The organism is Streptosporangium sp. NPDC002721, from assembly GCF_042888905.1.
GTDB lineage: Bacteria > Actinomycetota > Actinomycetes > Streptosporangiales > Streptosporangiaceae > Streptosporangium.
Genome location: NZ_JBIAQI010000016.1, coordinates 1 through 21247 on the forward strand (window position 1 = coordinate 1; position 21247 = coordinate 21247).

The following is a 21247-nucleotide window of genomic DNA, read 5'->3' on the forward strand; positions in this document are numbered from 1 at the left end:
GGAGTAGCCAGCCAATGGTCCGAATGGCAGGCCGGACGGATCGACACCTCCAAGCCCGTGGTCTCAGACCTCTCAGCCTCCCCAGGACAGCAGACCTCGGGGTTGTGGACATTGCCGTCCACCCAGCCGACCTTCTCCGCCGACGGCGGCGACCCCGAATCACGACCACTACGCCTGGAAGCCCAAGTCGAACACGACCCCTCAGCCAGCGCACAGGGCTCAGGACTGATCTGGTCCGACAGCGGTGACCTGTCGACCAGCGGGTGTTACACAACCGCCCCATGCTGGCTGCAAACCCCCGCCGTCACCTCAGGAAAACTGAAAGACGGCTGGCTCATCCGCTGGCGAGTACGAGCCTCCACCTCAACCGGAGTGACCAGCCAATGGTCCGAATGGCAGGAGGCCACGGTCTCGGTGAGCGGAACCGCCGGCAACGGCCTGGGCGCGGTGCCGGCCACCCGAGGCACCGACTCCTGGACGATGGCCTCGGCCACGCCATGGCTGTACGCGAAGGTGACCAGCGCCAACGGATCGAAACTGGTACTGGGCGCGGAGATCGAACACGACCCGGCCGCGCCCGCACAGGGCACCGGACCGATCTGGTCCGGTAAGGACACCACCTCCTACACCTCCGGCGGCAACGCATGGGTGCAGGTACCGGCCGGAAAACTCACCGACGGCATGAAGGTCCGCTGGCGGGTACGCGGCGTCACCACCGCGGGCGTCGAAGGCGAATGGTCACCCTGGCAGAACGCCACCGTGGACCTCGGAAAGCCGAGCGTCGACGGCCTGGGAATGAGTCCGGCGATTCGCGGCACGACGTCATGGACGGCAGAGTCGTTGACGCCATGGATGTACGCCAAGGTGACCGACCCGGAGAACCGGCCCGGCAAGCTCAATGTCGAGGTGGAGCACGACCCGGCGAAAACCGAGCAGGGCACCGGGCTGATCTGGTCGGGCGCCTCTGACAAGGAGTACGCGTCCGGGACCAACGCCTGGGCGGCCGTACCGGCTGAGAAGCTGACCGACGGCTGGCACATCCGCTGGCGGGCACGGGCCACGACCGCCTCCGGAGTGTCGGGGTCGTGGTCGGGCTGGGTGTACGCGACCGTGGCGGCGCTGCCGTTCGAGTCGTTCTCCCCGGCGCACAACAGTCAGGTGGGCACCCTGACGCCGGTGCTGTCGGCGAACGCGCGCCCCTTCAACAAGGGCGAGGTCAAGTACTGGTTCCAGATCTGCGCGGGCACCGCACCGAACTGGCGCTGGTGCAAGGACTCTGCGCAGACGACCGAAGGGTGGACCAAGGAAGGCACCTGGCAGGTAGACGACAAGCGGTTGAAGTGGGGTGAGACGTACTCGTGGATGGCCAAGGCTGCCACGACCTACACCACGGTGACCTCCTCGTGGCGGACCTTCACCCCCGCACCGGAGCAGGGCAACATCAACGGGCTGCTGGCCGCCGGCACGCAGGGCCGCGAGTTCAACCACACCTCGGGCAACTACGCCCATACCTCGACCGACGCCTCCGCGGCGGTGACAGGACCGCCGCTGTCGGTGAGCCGTACCTACAACAGCCTCGATCCCCGCACCGACGGTATGTTCGGCGCCGGGTGGACCACCCGGTGGGACATGCGGATCGAAACGGAGCCGACCGGGAACCTGCTGGTGACCTATCCCGGCGGCGAGCAGGTGCGGTTCGCGCCGACGGGCAACGGCAATTTCGCGCCCCCGCAGGGAACCTTCGCCACCCTGGCCACCGAGCAGGCGGGCGGCTGGCGATTGATGGACAAGTCGGCCACCTCCTACTGGTTCGACGCCTCCGGCCGCCTGGCAAAGATCACTGATTACCGGGGCCGGGCACAGGAGCTGACCCGCGACGCCGGCGGCAAGCTGACCAAGGTGACCACGACGGCCGGCCGGTCGCTGACATTCACCTGGGCAGGGAACCACGTGGCGAGCGTGTCCACCGACCCCGTGGACGGCAAACCGCTGACCTGGACCTACACCTACGAGGGTGACCAGCTGGTCAAGGTGTGCCCGCCGACCTCGGCGACCGCGTGCAACGGCTACACCTACGCCGCGGGCTCCCGCCACAAGAGCGTGATCACCGATTCGCGGCCGGAGTACCACTACCGGTTGAACGAAACAGAGACCCGTACCGGCACCATCGTCGCGAGCGCGGCGGGCTGGAACATCACCGAGGAGCAGGCCAAGCTCAACGGCACCACACCGGCCGACCTGGTGACCCGAGTGCCGGGCGCGCTGACCGGGTCGCCGGACACCGCGATGCGGTTCAAGGGCACGGCGAACTCGACCTTCGTGCAGCTGCCGCGGAACGCGGTCAGCGGCCAAGGCGGGGAACTGACGGTCGAGGCGTGGTTCAAGACCACCGCCTCCGGCACGGTCATCGGCATGCAGAACACGGCCGACAACACGCCGTCGGCGTCCGTTCCCCTGGTCTACGTGGGCACCGACGGTAAGTTGCGCGGCCAGTTCTTCACCGGTCTCTCCACCACCGTGCAGACGCCGATCACCTCCTCCGGAGCGGTGAACAACGGCGCCTGGCACCACGTGGTGCTGTCGGCGACCGAGACCAGGCCCGCCGGGAGCTCGACACCAGCGGAGCATACGCAGACGCTCTACCTTGACGGCGCCGCCGTGGGCACCCTGAAGGGGGAGATCCAGCACGGCGACATGTGGGAAACGCGGATCGGCTCCGGCCACTCCTCACCGGCCTGGCCGTTCACGACCACCGCCGCCGCGGTCTTCCCCTTCAACGGCGACATCGACGAGGTCGCGGTGTACGGCAAGCCGCTGGCGGCCGCCGCCGTACGGCGCCACTTCGCCGCCGTGACACCGCAGCCGCAGCTGACCCAGGCGACGTTGCCCTCGGGCCGGGCCTGGGCGGTCAACACCTACAACCCCGACGGCGGCCGGTTGGCCACACACACCGACGCCAACGGCGGTAAGTGGATCCTCGCCGACCCGGTGTACGAGAAGCAGACGACGCAGTCGACGTTCATGACGGTGAAGGTGACCGACCCGCACAACGGTGTGGTCACCTATGTGGCCGACGCGCAGCGCGGCTACCGGCCGGTGTCACAGACCGACCAGGTCGGGGCGACCACCAGGTGGGGCTACGACGTGGGCGGAAACCCGGCCAAGGTGATCGACGCCAACGGCAACGCGATGGAGCTGGCGTTCAACGAGCGCGGGAACCTGCTGTCGAAGAAGACCTGCCGCAGCACCGACAAGTGCTCCACGGAGTACCACTCCTACTTCGTGGACGCGGACAAGCCGTTCGACCCGCGCAACGACGTGAAGATCGCCCAGCGTGACGCCCGGTCGGGCTCGGCCACGGACGAGACCTACAAGACCTCGTGGACGTACAACGCCTTCGGTGAGGAGACAGGGCAAACCACGCCGGCTACCCCGGACTTCCCGCAGGGCCGCTCAACGGCGAAGGTGTACACCGACGGCAGCGAGCCCGCCGTCGGCGGTGGCCTCGCCCCGGCCGGTCTGGTGAAGTCCAGCAAGGACTTCAAGGGCAACGAGACCACGTACGCCTACACCGCCGCCGGAGACCTGGCAACGGAGACCGGCCCGACCGGCCTGGTCAAGAAGTACGAGCACGACGCGCTCGGCCGGCTGATCACGCAGACCGAGATCTCGGCGGCGTTCCCCGGCGGCGTCAAGACGACGATCACCCATGACGGGCTGGGCAAGGTCACCTCCCGCACGGGCACCGGCGTCAAGAACGACGTCACCGGAGTGACGCACACCTCGCAGTGGACCGGTACCTACGACGCGGACGGCCTACCGCTGACCGAGTCGGTGGCCGACCTGACCGGCGGCGACGCCAAGCGCACCACCACCTACACCTACGACGCCTACGGGCAGGTGGAGACCATCACCGGGCCGGAAGGCGGCGTGCAGCGATTCGCGTACGACCACAAGGGCCAGAAGACCGCCTTCACCGACGAACGCGGCACGACCCATCACTACGGTTACACACCGCGCGGCGAGCCGGCCACGACCACGCTCAAGGGCTGGACCGGCAGCCCGGTCAACCCGCAACCGGCCGCTGACGTGGTCATGAACTCCATGGCCTACGACCCGGCGGGACGGCTCGCCTCAGAGACCGACGCGATGGGGCGTACCACCGCATACACCTACTTCGCCGACAATCTCCCGGCAGAGAAGATCGCCAAGGGCGCCCGGCTGAACGGCTCGACCACCCCCAAGGACGTGCCGCTGGAGTCCAGGCTTTACGACGCCGCAGGCAACCCCACCCGGCAGATCACCGGCAACGGCACACTGCGAGTGGACGCCACCTACGACGCCGCCCGGCGCCTCGTCACCCAGACCGTGGATCCCGGCACGCTGAACCGCGTCACCACCGCCGCGTACGACGCCAACGACAACACGGTCAAGGTCAGCCAGAGCGTGGGGGGCACCGGCCGCACCGAGATCACCGAGTACGCCTACGACGCCGCCGACAAACCGACCCGCCAGACCGTGCGTAACGACGGGCAGGACCTGGTCACGACCTTCACCGTGGACGACCGCGGCCTGGTCACTGAGGTGACCGACCCGCGTGGCAATGCCTCCGGCGCCGACCGGGCCGCGTTCACCACCTCCGTGACCTACGACGCGGCCGGCCTGCCCACCCGGATCCAACTGCCGCCGGTCACGGTGGAACGCGCGGGCGCCGCGGCGGCCACCCTGCGTCCGACCACCAGGCTGGGCTACAACACCTTCGGCGACAGGACACGCCAGGTCGACGCCGAGGGCCGCACCACCACCTCCACGCTGGACCGGGCCGGGCGGATCGTCGAGCAGATCTTTCCCGCCTACACGCCGCCCGGCGGCCAGCCGATCACGCCCAAGGCGAGTGCCGGGTACGACGCCGCGGGCCAGCTGATCAGCTCCACGGACCGGCGTGGCCAGACCACCACGGCCGTCTACGACGCGCTCGGCCGCAAGGTGAAGGCCACCGCACCCAGAGTGGGCGCCGCACCGGCCGCGGTCTGGACCTACGACTACGACCTGCTGGGCGAGGCACTGGGGACCGCCGACCCCACCGGGGCCCGCTCGGAGTCCACCTATGACGACCTCGGCCGCCAGATCACCCTGACCACCATCGAGCGCAAGCCGTCCCAGGCCGCCTATGTCACCAAGATGGAGTACGACGACGCCGACCGGGTGGTCAAGACCATTCGGCCGACCGGCGACGCGAGCACACGCGCGTACGACGCCACCGGCGCGCTCACCACGCAGACCGACGCGCTGGGCAACACCACCACCTTCGCCTATGACCTTGCCGGACGACCCGTCAAGACGACCAACCCGCTAGGGCTGTCCACCACGGCCACCTACGACCTGGCCGCCAGGAAGACCCAAACCCAGGAACTGAACACCGGCGGCGCGCCGCTGCGTACCAATACGTTCGGCTACGACCTGGCCGGCAACCTGACCAGCCAGACATCGCCGGAGGGCCGCACCGTCACCCAGGTGTTCGACGCCGCAAACCGGCTGACCGAGGTACGGGAACCGGTCTCGGCCACCGAGACGATCACCAGCACCTTCGGCTACAGCGCCACCGGCGGCCAGACCCGCTCCACCGACGGGCGAGGAAACGCTACCCACACCACCTACAACACTCTCGGCCTGATCGAGTCGGTCATCGAGCCCAGCACCGCCGCACACCCGAACCCGGCCGACCGGACCTGGACCACCGGCTACGACGCCGCGGGCAACCCCGTGACCAGCCTCATCCCCGGTGGCGTCCGCGTCGACCGCGTCTTCGACGAGCTGAACCGGCTGACCAGACAGTCGGGCATCGGCGCCGAGGCGGCCACCGAGGACAAGACCTTCGACTACGACCTGGCCGGCAGGATCGTCAGCGCGAACGAGCTGAGCTTCACGCTGAACGACCGCGGCCTGCTGCTGAAGACCACCGGCGCGGGCGGTGACGTGAACGCCTACGCCTACGACGCCAACAACAGGCTCACCCAGCGCGTCGACATCACCGGCACGACCGCGTTCACCTGGGACGACGCCGACCGGCTCACCCAGTCGGTGGACCCGGTCAGCGCCACCGTGATCGGCTACGGCTACGACAACGCCTCCCGCCTGACCTCTATGACCTACGGCGCGGGCGCGCGCCGTGCCTACACCTACGACGAGCTCAACCGGTTGACCAAGGACCGGCTCACCACCTCCTCGGGCGGCGCCATCGCCTCCATCGAGTACGGCTATGACCTTGACGACAACCTGACCTCCAAGACGACCTCCGACACCGCGGGAGCGGGACGGAACATCTACACCTACGACTGGTCAAACCGGCTGACCTCCTGGACCGCCCCCGACAACAAGAAGACCGACTACACGTGGGACGCCGCGGGCAACCGGACCAAGGCCGGGGACAAGACGTTCACCTACGACGAACGCAACCGCCTGACCTCGGGCGACGGCCACACCTACACCTACACCGCACGCGGCACGCTCAAGGAGGACGCCAAGGGCATCGTCCACATCTCCAAGTTCGACGCCTTCGACCGCCTCATCAACGACGACACCGTCACCTACGACTACGACGCGCTCGACCGGATCCAGACCCGCACCCAGGGCGGGCAGACGGCCCACCACGTCTACGACGGGCTGACCGACAACCTCGTGGCCGTCACCGACGCCGCCAATGTCAAGAAGGCGAGCTTCGGCCGCGACGCGCTGGGCCGCACGCTCGGCATCAGTGACGGTGCCGGCGCCCAGCTGGCCTTCTCCGACCTGCGGGGAGACCTGGTCGGCGCCTTCACCGCGAACGGGACGGCACTGACCGACTCGGCGGCCTACGACCCGTTCGGCGAGGTGATCACCCGTACCGGGGCCACGCACGCGCTCGGCTACCAGGGCGGCTACACCGACCCCAACACCGGCAAGGTCAACATGGCGGCCCGCTGGTACCAGCCGAGCACGGGCAGCTTCGTCTCCCGCGACACCCTTACCCAGAACCCTGACCCCAGCGTGCAGCTCAACCGCTACGCCTACGCCAACAACAACCCGCTCACCAACATCGACCCTGATGGCCACAAGGCCACGAAGGCCGCGAAGATGGCGGCACAGGTAATGTTGACGTCGGTGAAGGCGACGATGACGATGACGCTGAAAACGGTCAAGTCGTCATCCAGCACCTCTGTGAACAGCGCTAAGTGCCCCAAGGGTGCCCAAAAGGGCAAAGGTGCGATTTGCAACGACGCGGCCGGCGAGTACAAGGACTGCAGGAAGGACAAAAACAGCACGGGAATCTGCCAGGGGATGAAAAATGACTACGTCAGTTGCCGTGGCGAGAAGCGGGCCGGTAACTATAAGGCCAACCACGGCGTCTGCTCTGATTTTGCGAACGAGTACGTGACGTGCCGCACAGGTAGCGACTATTACAGCGGACAGAGCCACGGCGTCTGCGGGGGTGCGGGCAGAGAGGTCCGTCGCTGCCAGTACGGAGAACTCGGCGGCGCTCGGGAAGGATACGGTCAGACGACCGGAGTCTGCGGACAGGTGCGATTCAACTACTACTCATGCCGCGCCGACAAGAGAGGCGACGATCCGGGATGCAGCACCTTCTCCGAAGTAAGCTATAAATGTGCGCTGCATAAGAACGTCCAGTGTAACGATCTGGAGGGTAAGTTCCTCGGGTGTTACAAGGGCGGCAGAGGCGGCTCAGCGAACGAATGCGCCTTCGGCGTGAACATGCTGGTTCACTGCCGCGACAGCGCAAATAGGAAGGTCTTCCAGAATAAGAACACCTGTAACAACACCTGGAATACCTTCTCCAAAGAATGCCAGGGCTCGAAAGGACTCGACGGCACGGTCTGTACCAAGGGTGAGAGTTGGCAGGACGTGTCCTATGCGATCTGTGAGAAGCGTGAACGCGGCCACTCGTGTGCGACCTATATCAGTCCGCAGGACGGATTGGATATCGACCAGGGCGGCGAATTGCCTCTTGTGTTCGTGACCGCTGGGCTCGACATCTGCGCGGCCGTCCTAGGTGTGGCTAAACCTGTTATCGCCGGAGGTTGTGGCATCGCGAAAGCGATGATCGACGTCATTAATGGTGTCATCAAGGAGATTGAACAGAGCGCAATAAGCGCTGCGCTCAATGGGAGCAAGGAACACGGGGAGTCAGGAGGTATTCAAGTGATCACTCGGACCTATGACTGCGTGAGCGGCACCCCAACCCGCTCGCTCAGCCATGGGCAGTGCGGCCCGCAGTACGAGCACGTCATCCGAAAAGAGTACGCGCCATTGTGAGTCGGACGGTTTGGAGACCTAAGTGAACAACCTGCCATGGGCCCAGCAAGCGGATTCGCGTGGCGACGTCCGCTGGAGAACGTTCGCGATCGGGCTCGCCGCGCTCCTGGCCACTTGCCTGGTCGTCGTGGGGCTCGCGTGGAAGCGCGAGCACGACAGGGCGTCGACCCAGGAGCGTGTCGCACTGGCCCACGGGCTCGCGCTGCACGCCGCTGACCTGCGTGACGCCGCCCCCGGCACGGCCCGGATCCTCGGCCTAGCGGCAGTCAAAATCCACTCCGACCCGCAGACGCGGGCGGGGCTGATCGACACGCTGGTCGCGGATCGCGGCGAGGAGCTCACGCCGGACGCCTCCGGAGAGGTGGCGCTGAGCGGCGACGGGCGGATCGCCCTGACCGATAGCGGTGACGGCGTCGGCGACGAGGTGAGCGTATGGGACCTCACGACCTGGCTCGATCCTAAAATCGTCGAGAAACCCGATCGGGTCACCGCGTTGAAGGGCAACAGGAAGGGAGTGGAGACGATGGCGCTGTCCTTCGACGGGCGGACCGCGCTGACCGGCGACGGCGCCACGATCGTGTGGGACCTTACCAATCTGGCCAGGCCGATCCGGATGGCCACGTTAGCGGGTGAGGGGAACGGCGGCGGGAGGGCACTGGCGTTGTCGCGCGACGGCCGTACGGCGGTGATCGGCAACAGTGCCGGCGACATGGCCGTATGGAATCTGACTGACCGGTCTCGTCCAGCGCGCCTGTCGGTGACGAGAGCACATGCCTCCTCCGTTCGCGATCTCGGACTCAGCGCGGACGGCGGGGTCGCCGTCACCGCGGACAACGACGGAACAGTGACGGTTTGGGACCTCGCCGACCCCTCGCGCCCGGTCAAGTCGGCCGACTTGGCACGGTCTGCGGCAACGACGGCGATCAGCGCGGACGGGCGCGTCGTCCTCGTTGGGAACGCGCGTCGGGTCGAAACCTGGAATCTCGACGACCGGTCGAGTCCGGCTCGCACAGCCGTGTTCGAAGTGCCTCTCGGTGACATGCATGACATGGTCCTGACCGCCGACGGGAAGACCGCCCTGCTCGCCGGACCGAGCGATTCCGGAAGCCTCTGGGATCTCTCCGACCCGTCCAAGCCGACCCGGCTGGCCGCGCTGAAGGGGTATGGGCGGGAGATCGGGTCCGTGGTTCTCGGCGCCGACGGCGGCATCGTCCTGGCGGCCGGCCCCGGCGGGGTCTCCGTATGGGATCTCAGGAATCTGGCCGAGGTCGTCGCCGACCCGGAGCGAGCGGCTTGTCGAGGCCATACCAACGCGCAGCTCAGCAAGGCGGATTGGGCTCGCTACACGGGTGGCGCCGACTGGTCGGACTACGCGGTGGAGGGCATGGACGTTCTTGTTGTCTGCTCCATGAACCCGGATCTCAGTTGAGGTCCTCGCTGAGGAACGTGCGACAGCGGAGGGTTCCCCGGCCACGAGAAGTCGGGTTCACGCGCTTGCACGTACTTCGTGCCGCCGCGGAGGGAGCGCGTCTCGCATCACCTGCCGTTGCCTTCGGTGTTTTCGCGCAGCGGGGACGAAACAAGGCGGGAAGCCGCTTTGGAGCATACGGGTGATTCAAAGGACACTTGTTGTGTAGAGCGCGGGCAATATCGTTTGCTCACTGTGAATGACCTGAGAAACACCCCGTGCAGCAATCGCCGTTCGTGTGATTATTGCGTGCACGTCCCGCACCTGCTGAAACGGCCAAATAAGAGCCCCAGGCGATTCTCGGGACATACTTGGCTTCTGTCTAAGCCTGCGGTTCAAGGTAATATCGAAGGCTCGACCGGCGTTCGGTTCTTCCGGGATCTTGGTCGGTATGATTTCTGGCCCTGGTGAGGAAAATCCTCCATCGAAAGGCGTCTCCGGTTCCGAAAAGGTCGTGTCGGCTGTTCTTCGGCGGCGGCTTTTGATAACAGTGATTGTTGCGACGGTTGCCGTCGTCCTGCGTGTGGTGGCGGGTTTCTTGCTCCGGGAACGGCCGTCCCTCACCGTCATGCCTCCGCCCGACGGGCCCTGGCCGGAGACGCTCTTCTCCGTCTGGCTGTGTCCGGACAAGAAGGGGAGGGGGCCGAGAAATGCCGGGGCGGATTCACCGGCCGACAGCGGCAGGCGGTCGAGACGGCGATCCGCGGGGTGCCCAGTGTTGAGAAGTTCGCGTTCGTGAGTGCCGAAGAGGCGGCCAGGCAGACGGCCGAGCAGTTTGGTGAGGAGAGTCTCCTGACCGAGGAGGAGGCGCCACCATCGTTCGACGGCCACCTGCGGAACGTCGGTGACAAGGACGTGACGCGTCCCCTGATGGACAGCCTGCGAGCAGCTGTGGAAGACCTGCCTGGCGTGATGTCCGTCAACTTCTCCACCGAACAGCTCTTTTGGGACGGGAAATCGGATCTGTCGATCCAGCTCTGCGGGGAGGACCCGGAGTAGGAAGCGCCCTGTAAGGGGCAGGGACGGCCAACCGGGCAGGAGCGAGAGGCGATACTCGCGACGGTCGACGGGATAGACAGGGTCTATTCCAGGAGGCCAAGCACGCGCGCAAGGTCGCCGGGCACAGGCTGGGCGAGCCGCCCGCCCTTGATGAAGTGGCCGAGAGCTACGAGATCAAGATTACCGACAGGCGGTGTGAGTACCCGCGGTGTACGAAGCGTGCGTCTATCGAGGGGCCGGACGGCTCTGCAAGGACGCCGTTCCCGTCTATGCCGACTGCCGCGGTCCCGATGCGAGCGGTGTGGTGACGAAGCGGAGCATCTGCGTCGAGGGAAACATCGAATACGAATACTGCAGGCATGCCTGAGGGGTCACCGTCAGCGGGGACGTCTGGCATGCCCGCGACGGCGGTTTACCAGACCTGCCAGCGTGGATCGCCGGTCCCCGAATGCGAGGCCAGGAGAGACGCATACGCGAAAACCCATCATCAGTAGCGTTATCACCTCATGGGTGGGATAGATGCCACGGCCCCGGCATGGTGAAGACGTGCCCACCCATCGTGATGTGCGTTCACGGCCGGAACAGTGTGAGCGGTCGGGGGCGTCGTCGCGGTGATACCGCCGGGCGTAGGCCGTGTTGGCGTGCCCTTTCCGGCGGAACGCGTCGGTGGTGAGATTCCCGCGGGCCGCCATCGGGCCGCGCTGAGAAGGCACGCCCCCGGAAGCCCCGACGACGACGAAAATCAGCCCGTGGCGGCGCGGCGCAGGTCGAACAAATCCGATGGGGAAATGGGCATCCTGTCGATCCGGATCCCCTCCGCGTCCTCGATCGCCGAGGCGAGCACCGCCGAGACCGGGATCACCCCCGCCTCCCCCGCGCCCTTGATGCCCAGCGGGTTCAGCGGGGACGGCGTCTCCAGGTGGGCGGTCTCGATGTGGGGGACCTCGGTGGCGTACGGCATCAGGAAGTCCATGAACGAGGCGTTCAGCAGCTGGCCGTGGCCGTCGTAGACCATCTTCTCGTACAGGGCCCCGCCGACGCCCTGGGCGACGCCGCCGTGGATCTGGCCCTCGACGATCATCGGGTTGATCAGCCTGCCGCAGTCGTGGACGACGGCGTAGCGCAGGATGCGGATCTCGGCGGTGAGCGGGTCGGTCTCCACGATGGCCGCGTGCATGCCGGAGGCGAAGGTCGAGCGGATCGGCGAGTAGTAGTCGCGGCCCTCCAGCCCCGGCTCCTCCCCCTCGGCCACCGGCGGCCGGTCGTAGGACGCGGCGCCCGCGAACTGGGTGGCCCTCGCCGCCTCCTCGTCGAAGGCGTAGCGCAGCGGGTTGGACAGCACCGCCACGGTCGCCAGCGGGATCGACGCGCCGGGGGTGCCCGCCACCCGCACCTCACCGTCGACGATCTCCAGGTCGCGGGGATCGGCCTCCAGCGCGTCGGCGGCGATCCGCAGGGCCTTCTCCTTCACCTTCCGGCAGGCGAGCGCGATCGCGTTGCCGCTCATCACCGCGGCCCGCGAGGCGAACGTGCCGACCGCGTAGCCGAACCTGCGGGTGTCGCCGGTGACGACCGAGACCCGCTCCATCGGCACGCCCAGCTCGGACGCGGCGATCTGGGCGAACACCGTCTCGTGGCCCTGGCCCTGCGAGGTGAGGCCGGTGGAGACGTGCACCCGGCCGTCGGAGGTGACCTGGACGTGCCCGCCCTCGTACGGGCCGACGCCGGTGCCCTCGACGTAGCAGCCGACGCCGATCCCGATCGTGCGGCCCTCCTCGGCGGCGCGGGCCTTCAGCGCGGGGAAGTCGTCCCAGCCGATCAGCTCCTTGAGCGTCCGCAGCGACTCGGGGTAGTCGCCGCTGTCGTAGATCAGCGGGCGGCCGTCCTGGAAGATCAGGCCCTGGTCGTAGGGGAACTCGTCGGGCTGGATGAAGTTGGCCGCGCGCACCGCCGTGCGGTCGGCCCCGAGGTGCTCGGCGATGTGGTCCATGGTGCGCTCCATGCAGAACACCCCCTGGGGGCGGCCCGCGCCCCGGTACGGGGTGACCTGCACGGTGTTGGTGTAGATCGAGGAGAACTCGACCCGGTAGGCGCCGATCCGGTACGGGCCCAGCAGCTGGGTGGAGGTGATGATCGGCACGATGATCCCGTACGGCGTGTAGGCGCCATGGTCATGCAGGATCTCGACGTCCAGGCCGAGCACCCGGCCCTCGTCGTCGAAGCCGACCCGGACCGACTGCACCTGGGCCCGCTCGTGCGCGGAGGAGACGAAGTGCTCGCGCCGGTCCTCGGTCCACTTGACCTGGTGGCCGAGCGTGATCGCCGCCCACGGGACCAGGATCTCCTCCGGCCACGGGTGGACGATCTTCACGCCGAAGCCGCCGCCCACGTCGGGGGCGATCACCTCGACCTTCGGCAGCGGCAGGCCGAGCTTGGCCGCGATCGCCATCCGGACGCTGGTGGAGGTCTGGGTGCTGGAGTGCACGCGCAGGGAGTGGTCGTCGGCGTCCCAGCGGGCGTGCACGCCGCGTCCCTCCAGCGGCATGGACGCGCTGCGCTCGATGTCGAGCCGGAAGGACAGCGTGTGCGGCGCGGCGTCGATCGCCTCGCGCGCACCGAGCCCGGCGGCCGAGGGCACCTCCTGGACCAGGTGCGCGCCGACGTTGCCGGGCACGCCCTCGTGGACGAGCTGCGCCGACTGCGCGGCCTCCTCCACGCCGACCACCGGCTTGAGGACCTCGTAGTCGACCCGGATGAGCGCGCAGGCGTCCTCGGCGAGGTAGCGGTCGCGGGCGACGACCATCACGACGGGCTCGCCGACGTGCCTGACGATCTCGCGGGCCAGCGGGTACGCGGTGCGGCCATGGGTGAGCGCCGGGTGCGGGATGAGCAGCGGCAGCGGCTCGGCGAGCGCGCCGGGCAGGTCCTCCCAGGTGTAGATCGCCACCAGCCCGTCGACCTCGATGGCGTCCGAGACGTCGATGTCGCGGATCCTGGCGTGGGCGTGCGGGGAGCGGACGAACGCCGCCTCCAGCGATCCGGCTCCCAGGTCGTCGACGTAGAGGCCCCTGCCGGTCAGCAGCCGGGGGTCCTCGCGCCGGACGACCGGCTCGCCGAACAGTTTCGTGGTCATGATCGCCTCACCTGCCGGCCCACGGGGAAGTGTCCCCCACGCCCGCTCACGGCTCCTCCGCCATGATCTCGGCCGCGCGGTGGACGGACTTGACGATGTTCTGGTAGCCCGTGCACCGGCACAGGTTGCCGGAGATGCCCTCCAGCACCTCCTCGTCGGTCGGCGCCGGGTTGTCGCGCAGCAGCGCGGTCACCGTACACAGGAAACCGGGGGTGCAGAAGCCGCACTGCAGGCCGTGGCACTCGGCGAAGGCCCGCTGCACCGGCGAGAGCGCGCCGTCACCGCCCGCGAGCCCCTCGACGGTGGTGATCTCGCGCCCGTCCACGGTGACCGCGAACGTCAGGCAGGAGCGGACGGGCTCGCCGTCCAGCAGCACCGTGCAGCACCCGCAGACCCCGTGCTCGCATCCCACGTGCGTGCCGGTCAGCCCGAGGTCGTGCCGCAGGCAGTCGGACAGCAGCTGCCGCGCCGGGACCTCGGCCTGCCGGAGCACCCCGTTGACGGTCAGCGTGATCTCATGCATCCGCGGCCTCCCTGGCGGCGTCACGGAGTGCCCGCTCGGCGAGGACTCCGGCGAGATGCCGCCGGTAGGCGGCGGTCGCGTGGATGTCGGCCTCGGGATCGACCCGTTCCCGTACGGCCTGGGCCGCCGAGTCCCAGCCGGCCGAGGCGGCCGGGCGGTGGCCGACGGCCTCGGTGACGTCGACGAGCAGCGGGACGGGGCCGAGGCTCACGCACGCCACCGTGGCCGAGGTGATTCGCAGGTCGTCGTCCAGGACGACCAGCGCCGCGATCCCGGCGAGGGCGTAGTCGCCGTGCCGCCGGGCGACCTCGCGGAACGCGGTGCCCGAGCGCGGGGGCGGCGCGGGGAAGAACGCGGAGACGGCCAGCTCGCCCGGGGCGACCGCCGACTCCAGCGGGCCGGTGAAGAAGTCACCGGCGGGGACCTCCCTGGTCGCGCCGGACCGCTCCAGCCGTACCGAACCCCTCAGCAGGGCGAGGACGGCGGGCAGCTCGGCGGCGGGGTCGGCGTGGGCCAGGCTGCCGACCACGGTCCCGCGGTTGCGGATCACCGGGTGGGCCACCAGCCGGAGCGCCCGGCGCAGCAGCGGCTGGGCGGCGGCGACCCGCTCGTGCCGTTCCACCTGGGTGTGCCTGGCCAGCGCGCCGACCCGGACGCCCGCCGGTCCGACGTCGACGAACGCCAGCTCCGCCAGCCGGTTGATGTCGACCAGGTGGGCGGGGGCGGCGAGCCGCATGTTCATCAGCGGGATCAGGCTCTGCCCCCCGGCGAGCACCTTGCCCTGCTCCCCGGCCCCGGCGAGGGCGTCGAGCGCCTCGCCGAGGGAGCGGGGTGCGTGGTATTCGAACGGGGGTGGCTTCACCCGGTGGCCTCTCGTCGTGGCTCGGACACCTCCGCCGGACCGGTGCCGCCCCGCCCGGCGATGACCCGGAGCAGGTGGTATCCGGCCACCACCACGATGGTGCCGAGGGCGATGCCCTCCAGCGTGAAGTCCGAACCGATCATATGCGTGACCGGGCCGATGGCGAGGATGATCCCGGCCCCGATCGGGACGAGGTTCACGGGGTCGGAGAAGTCGACCCGGTTCTCGATCCAGATCTTCGCGCCGAGCAGGCCGATCATGCCGTACAGGATGACGGTGATGCCGCCGAGCACGCCGCCCGGCGTGGCCGCGACCAGCGCGCCGAACTTGGGGCAGAGGCCGAACAGGATCGCGATGACGGCGGCGATGTAGTAGGCGGCCGTCGAGTAGACACGGGTGGCGGCCATCACGCCGATGTTCTCGGCGTAGGTGGTGGTCGGGGAGCCGCCGAAGGCGCTGGCGACGACGGTGGCGGCGCCGTCGGCGGCGACCGCCCGGCCCATGTACGGGTCCACGTCCGTCCTGGTCATCTCGCCGACGGCCTTGACGTGGCCTACGTTCTCGGCGAACAGCGCGATCGCGGCCGGCAGGACCAGCAGCACGGCGGAGAACCTGACGTCGGGCAGGTGCATGCTCGGCAGGCCGATCCAGTCGGCCGCGGCCACCGCCTCGAAGCTCACCCTGGGGTGCGTGTCGACCTCGCCGGTGGCCGCGTTGAAGGCGGTGATGTTCCCGAAGACCCTGTCGGCCACCCAGGAGAGCGCGAAGCCGATGACCAGGCCGAGAAGGATGCCGATCCTGCCGATGAAGCCCTTGAAGAGGCCGATGATGACGAACGTCACGACCATCGTGATCAGCGCGATCCACTGGTCCTGCTTCCAGTAGACGTCGGCGACCACGTACGCCAGGCCGAAGCCGATCAGCATGACGACGGCGCCGGTGACGACCGGCGGGAAGATCCGGTGGATCACCCCCACACCCAGGAAGTGCACCGCCACGCCCAGCAGCGCGAGGACCAGGCCGACGACCAGGATGGCGCCGGTGACGATGGCGTCGACGGCCGGGGTGTCGCCGCCGAAGAACCCCCGGATGGAGGCCACCCCGGCCACGAACGACGCGCTGGTCCCGAGGTAGCTGGGGACCTTCCCCTTCACGATGAGCAGGAACATGATCGTTCCGACGCCCGAGAACATGATGGCGACGTTGGGGTCGAGTCCCATCACCAGGGGGAAGACGAAGGTCGCGCCGAACATCGCCACGACGTGCTGGGCCCCGAACCCGACCATCCGCGGCCACGACAGCCGCTCGTCGGGTCTGACCACCTCTCCCGGGGCGAGCGTCCTGCCGTCACCGTGTTTCGTCCAACCTGCAACCATCGAGCCCCACCTCTCACCGGGCCGTCGGTCGGTGAACCACCCCGCGGGCTTCCCTCCGGCGAATCCCCTTACAGCTGTTGCGGGCACGTTAGGACGGAAAGCATGCCCTTACACCGTCATGATCTGCCAAATCTGAGCGGCCGACCAGTGGACACCTCGCGCACGGCCCGCCGACCCGCCCGGTGAGGATCGCGTACGGCGCCGCGGGCCTGGCGGGGACCACGCGCGACGTCCCGGCCGGCCCGGCTCCCCTGCCACGACACGCGCTACTTCGCCACCACGTGGATCTCGAAGCCGTCGCCGGTCACCACCTGGCCGTCGCGGATCTTGCAGGTCTTGCGGAGCTCGACCTCCCCGTCCACCAGCACGTTGCCGTCGGCGATGAAGTGCTTGGCCTGCCCGCCCGTCTCGGTGACGCCGCAGTATTTGAGCAGGTCGCACAGCGGGATGTACTCGGTGTCCAGCTCGAAGGTCTCGTTCACGCCGACCAGCTTAGATCCCGCGTAGGCGCCGGACGCGGCCGCGCATCCGGGCGAGGCGTCAGATCCCGCGCATCCGCAGGACGTGCAGGGCGAGGGTGAGGTTCAGGCGCAGGTGGGCGTCCTCGGTGAAGCCGCCGAGCATGCGCTCCAGCTTGCCGATCCGGTAGCGCAGCGTGTTGTAGTGGAAGTGCAGCCTGCGCGCCGTCTCGGCCACGTTGAGGTTGGTCTCCAGCAGCACCTGCAGCGTACGGCGCAGGTCGGCGTTCTCCGCGTCGTCGTCGGAGGCGAGCGGGCCGAGGGTCTCGCGGACGAAGGCGTGCAGCTCGGCGGTGTCGTTGACCAGGGACAGCAGCCGGTAGACGCCGAGCTGGTCGAAGTGCGCGACCGCGCCGTTGCCGTGGAGCTGGCGGCCCACCCGCGCGGCCTTCAGCGCCTGGCCGTACGCCTCGGGCAGCGCCTCGGCCCCGACGGCGACGCGGCTGGCGCCGGTGGAGAAGGTGGCGGGCAGGGACTCGGCGAAGGCCGCGGCGGCGTCCTTGGCCAGGCGGCCCGCGTCGACGGACGCGTCCACGACGGTGACGACCTCGTGGGAGAACCCGGCCACCGCGCCGCGCGCGTCGTGGCGGCGCATCGCACCGGTCCAGCAGGTGACCAGGCGGTCCTGGGCGGCCCGCTCGTCACCCTCGGGGTCGAGCTCGGCCACCAGCACGGTGACCGGGCGCTGCAGGTCCCAGCCGAAGGCCCTGGCCCGGGAGGCGACCCGCTCGGAGCCCCCGGCCCTGCCGGTGAGCACGTCGCGCAGGAAGTCGGCCCGGTACTTGCTCTCGACGGCGTTGACCGCCTCCTGCCGGGTCACCACCAGCGCGGCGACCGTCGCGGCACGTTCCAGAATGCCGACGTCGCCGTCACCGACGGACCCGACCGGGCCGCAGGCGACGATCCTGCCGTGGTGGTGGCCGCCCGCCACGACCGGCACCGAGGTGTGGTGCCCGTCGGGGGCGTCACGCAGTGTGGCCACGTGCTCGACGGGCCCGGCCGCGGCCAGCACGTGCCCCGTCCCGTCCAGCACGGCCACCCCCACGCCGAGCAGCCCGGCGACCTCGGCCGTCACCTCGCGCAGCCCGCCCCCGGCGAGCACGACCTGGACCAGCGCCCGGTGCGCCTCCTCGGCCCTGGCCAGCACGGCGGCCTGGCGGTTGAGGATGTCGGTCAGGACCTGGTTGAGGATGTCGTCGAAGCCGACGTTGTCGGGAAGCTGGATGAGCGGGAAGCCCAGCCGATCGGCCTGCTCCACCATCTCCTCGGGCAGCTCGTCGAGATAGCGGCCGAGCTTGATGGCGAGCGCGGCCAGGCCGCGCTCGTCGAGGTCGGCCACCAGCCTGCCGAGCGACTGGGGGGTGTTGCGCAGCGGGTATCCGGTGGTGAGCAGCAGCTCGTGCGGCTTGACCCAGGCCAGTACGTCGGGCACCTCCATCACGTTGAGGCGCTGCACGACGCGGTCCAGGCCCCGCTCCCCCGCGATCAGCCGGGCTCCCGCCAGTGTCGAGACGCCGAGGACCTCGCCGACGGCGACGCCATGGATGATCGTTCCGGTGCTCGCCGGCCGCACGGGGGGTTCCATGAGGTGATTGTGACTGATGGACACGTCTGTCAGGAAGAGCCAACCTTTGGGCAGACTGTTGGCAGCTTTCTCCGTACGGCCTGTGTCCACGCCCGTTCTACGGTCTGCTCAATGGATGGGGGAGTCCGTGAGCGAGCGAACCGCTGGAGAGAGCACGTTCAACACCCACGGGGCCGGCCGAGGAGCGCTCATGAGCGTTGGAACGCGCCCAAGGGCGCGGCGCGTGCACGTACGGACGCACGGGACCGGCGCGGCCAGCACCGCCCTGCGCCAGATGCTGGAGGCGCCCCGACGCCCGGCGCGGGTGCTGGCGGCCTTCCCCGCCGGCGTCTACCTTGAGGTACGCACCGAGCTGGAACCGCAGGTCATCGCGGTGGTGACCGGGGAGGCCACCCGCCTGCCCAACGCCATGGTGGTCACCGGCCCGATGCCGAAGGTGGCGGTGGGCGACGAGGCGTCCGTCGGCGACGGCTCGATCGACGTCGGGCGGCTCAGCCTGCGGGCCCACCGCTGGTGGAACCCGGCCCCGCCGCTCGGCCCGGTGGACGCGGCGCGGCTGGCCCGCTCGCTGCCGGCGATGGCGGAGCTGTGCGAGCGGTCGCCGAGGCGTCCCGGGCTGGAGGGCAACGGGGCGGCCGGGCTGCTGGCCCAGGGGTGCGCCGAGGGCTCGCTGCTCAAGAGCGTGATGGCCGCCGAGCAGCTGGTCGGCCTGGGTCCCGGGCTCACGCCGAGCGGCGACGACGTGCTCGCGGGCCTGCTGGTCGCGCTGCGCCACCTGGGCGGGGCGACGGGGGCGGGCCGGGCCGTGTGGCTGGCCGACTGGCTGGCCGCGGCGGTCACCTTCGACGTGCGCGGCAGGACCACCCCCATCTCGGCGGCGCTGCTGCACTGCGCCGCCCGGGGCGAGGCCAGCGGCGAGGTGCTGGCCGTGCTGCGGGGCACGACGGGACGGCAGTCCCTGGAGCCGGCGCTGCACCGCCTCCTGCAGCTGGGCCACACCTCCGGGGCGGACCTGGCGTGGGGGCTGCGGATCGGGCTCGCGGCGGTGATCGATCTGGAAGGCGGGGGCGATGGCGAGTACTGACGTGGTCCGGACGCGCACGGGGGTCTACCACGACTCCGTGAGCCTGATGCGGGTCAGCCGCGCGGCGTCCGCGCTGCCCGGCGTGGAGGTCGCCGTGGTGGCGATGGCCACCGAGCTCAACCTCGCGGTCGCCGCCGAGCTGGGGTTCGGCCTTCCCCCGGCGGACCCCGCCGACCTGCTGATCGCGCTGCGCGGCGAGGCGGACGCCCTGGAGGCCGCGTCCGCGGAACTCGACGGGCTGCTCGCCGCGCTGTCGGCCCCGTCCGCGGGCGGCGGCGGCGCCGAACGCCCCCCGCGCACCGTCCGCGCCGCGGCCCGCGAGCGCGCCGCCGGCCTGGTCCTGGTCTCGGTGCCGGGCCCGCACGCGTTCGCCGAGGCGCTGGACGCGGTCGAGGCGGGCCTGTCCGTGATGATCTTCAGTGACAACGTGCCGGTCGAGCAGGAGGTGCTGCTCAAGAGGCGCGCCGCCGAGCGCGGCGTGCTGGTCATGGGCCCCGACTGCGGCACCGCGGTGGTCGGCGGGGCGGGCCTGGGCTTCGCGAACGTCCTGCGGCCGGGCCCGGTCGGGCTGGTGGCCGCCTCGGGGACCGGCGCGCAGCAGGTGGCCTGCCTGCTCGACCTGGCCGGGGTGGGGGTCTCCCACGTGCTGGGGGTGGGCGGGCGCGACCTGTCCTCGGAGGTGGGCGGGCTGTCCACGCTGCGGGCCCTGGAGGCCCTCGACGCCGACCCCGCCACCGAGCTGATCGTCCTGATCTCCAAACCCCCGGCCCCCGAGGTCGCGGCGGCCGTCGAGGAGGCCGTCGCGAAACTCGGCACGCCGGTCGTGACCGCGCTGCTGGGTCCCGGCCGGGAGGACCTGACCTCGGTGACCGAGGCCGCGCTGCGCGCCCTCGGCGTCCCGGTCCCCGCCTGGCCCTCCTGGCCCGCCCCCGAGACGCCCGATGCGCCTTCGAGGGGGAACGTGCGGGGCATCTACTCGGGCGGGACGCTGTGCGCGGAGGCGCGGCTGGTCGCCGGGACCGGTGAGTTCACCGACTTCGGCGACGACGCCTACACGGTCGGCCGGGCCCACCCGATGATCGACCCGACGCTCCGGCTGGAGGCCCTGGCCGAGGTGCCGCCCGGTGACGTCGTACTGCTCGACGTGGTGCTCGGGCACGGCGCCGACCCCGACCCCTCCGCCGGGCTCGCGCCCGCGATCGCCGAGGCCGTCGCGAGAGGGGTGACGGCGGTGGTCGCGCTGGTCGGCTCCGAGGGCGACCCGCAGGGGCTGGCCGCGCAGGCCGGGGCCCTGAACGCCGCGGGGGCCGCGGTGTTCACGTCCAACGCCGAGGCCGCCGGGTACGCCGCGCGGGCGGCCGCCGGGACCGCCGCGAACGCCCGTTGACC

General features: G+C 69.7%; 11 protein-coding genes. 5 read left to right on the forward strand and 6 right to left on the reverse strand.

Translation table 11 applies throughout. The features are described 5' to 3' along the window. Window positions 1-414: 414 nt before the first annotated feature. The 3 genes from ACFYWM_RS23265 (at window position 415) to ACFYWM_RS23275 (ending at window position 10777) form a co-directional block, all read left to right on the forward strand. Complete coding sequence (locus ACFYWM_RS23265; RefSeq protein ID WP_389917536.1) at window positions 415-8310, forward strand: RHS repeat-associated core domain-containing protein; 7896 nt, start codon at window positions 415-417, stop codon at window positions 8308-8310. Window positions 8311-8332: 22 nt separating this feature from the next. Next, a complete protein-coding gene (locus ACFYWM_RS23270; protein ID WP_389917537.1) occupies window positions 8333-9739 on the forward strand; it encodes a WD40 repeat domain-containing protein in 1407 nt (468 codons plus the stop codon). A gap of 657 nt (window positions 9740-10396) precedes the next feature. Continuing rightward, a complete protein-coding gene (locus tag ACFYWM_RS23275) occupies window positions 10397-10777 on the forward strand; it encodes a permease-like cell division protein FtsX (protein ID WP_389917538.1) in 381 nt (126 codons plus the stop codon). 742 nt (window positions 10778-11519) lie between these two features. On the opposite strand, the gene cutA is transcribed toward ACFYWM_RS23275, so the two are convergent. The 6 genes from cutA to ACFYWM_RS23305 form a co-directional block, all read right to left on the reverse strand. Next, window positions 11520-13910, reverse strand: coding sequence for an aerobic carbon-monoxide dehydrogenase large subunit (gene cutA / locus ACFYWM_RS23280; RefSeq protein ID WP_389917539.1), 2391 nt, complete (start codon window positions 13908-13910; stop codon window positions 11520-11522). 46 nt (window positions 13911-13956) lie between these two features. Beyond that, window positions 13957-14433 (reverse strand): (2Fe-2S)-binding protein, encoded by a 477-nt coding sequence (locus ACFYWM_RS23285; RefSeq protein WP_389917540.1) that lies wholly within the window; start codon window positions 14431-14433, stop codon window positions 13957-13959. Then, window positions 14426-15295: an FAD binding domain-containing protein gene (locus ACFYWM_RS23290; protein ID WP_389917541.1), complete on the reverse strand. Its 870-nt coding sequence runs from the start codon at window positions 15293-15295 to the stop codon at window positions 14426-14428. Before ACFYWM_RS23290 ends, ACFYWM_RS23285 begins: the two co-directional genes overlap by 8 nt. Continuing rightward, window positions 15292-16671 carry a uracil-xanthine permease family protein gene (locus tag ACFYWM_RS23295; RefSeq protein WP_389917542.1) on the reverse strand — a complete coding sequence of 460 codons (1380 nt, stop codon included), beginning with the start codon at window positions 16669-16671 and terminating at the stop codon, window positions 15292-15294. Before ACFYWM_RS23295 ends, ACFYWM_RS23290 begins: the two co-directional genes overlap by 4 nt. Before the next feature lie 266 nt (window positions 16672-16937). Then, on the reverse strand, window positions 16938-17153 hold the full coding sequence (locus ACFYWM_RS23300; RefSeq protein ID WP_362681009.1) for an RNA-binding S4 domain-containing protein: 216 nt from the start codon (window positions 17151-17153) through the stop codon (window positions 16938-16940). 58 nt (window positions 17154-17211) lie between these two features. Then, window positions 17212-18774, reverse strand: coding sequence for a PucR family transcriptional regulator (locus ACFYWM_RS23305; protein WP_389917543.1), 1563 nt, complete (start codon window positions 18772-18774; stop codon window positions 17212-17214). 190 nt (window positions 18775-18964) lie between these two features. On the opposite strand from ACFYWM_RS23305, the gene ACFYWM_RS23310 reads away from it, so the two are divergent. Then, window positions 18965-19858 carry a DUF2877 domain-containing protein gene (locus ACFYWM_RS23310; protein WP_389917544.1) on the forward strand — a complete coding sequence of 298 codons (894 nt, stop codon included), beginning with the start codon at window positions 18965-18967 and terminating at the stop codon, window positions 19856-19858. After that, window positions 19845-21245, forward strand: coding sequence for an FdrA family protein (locus tag ACFYWM_RS23315; RefSeq protein ID WP_389917545.1), 1401 nt, complete (start codon window positions 19845-19847; stop codon window positions 21243-21245). Before ACFYWM_RS23310 ends, ACFYWM_RS23315 begins: the two co-directional genes overlap by 14 nt. Window positions 21246-21247: the final 2 nt, after the last annotated feature.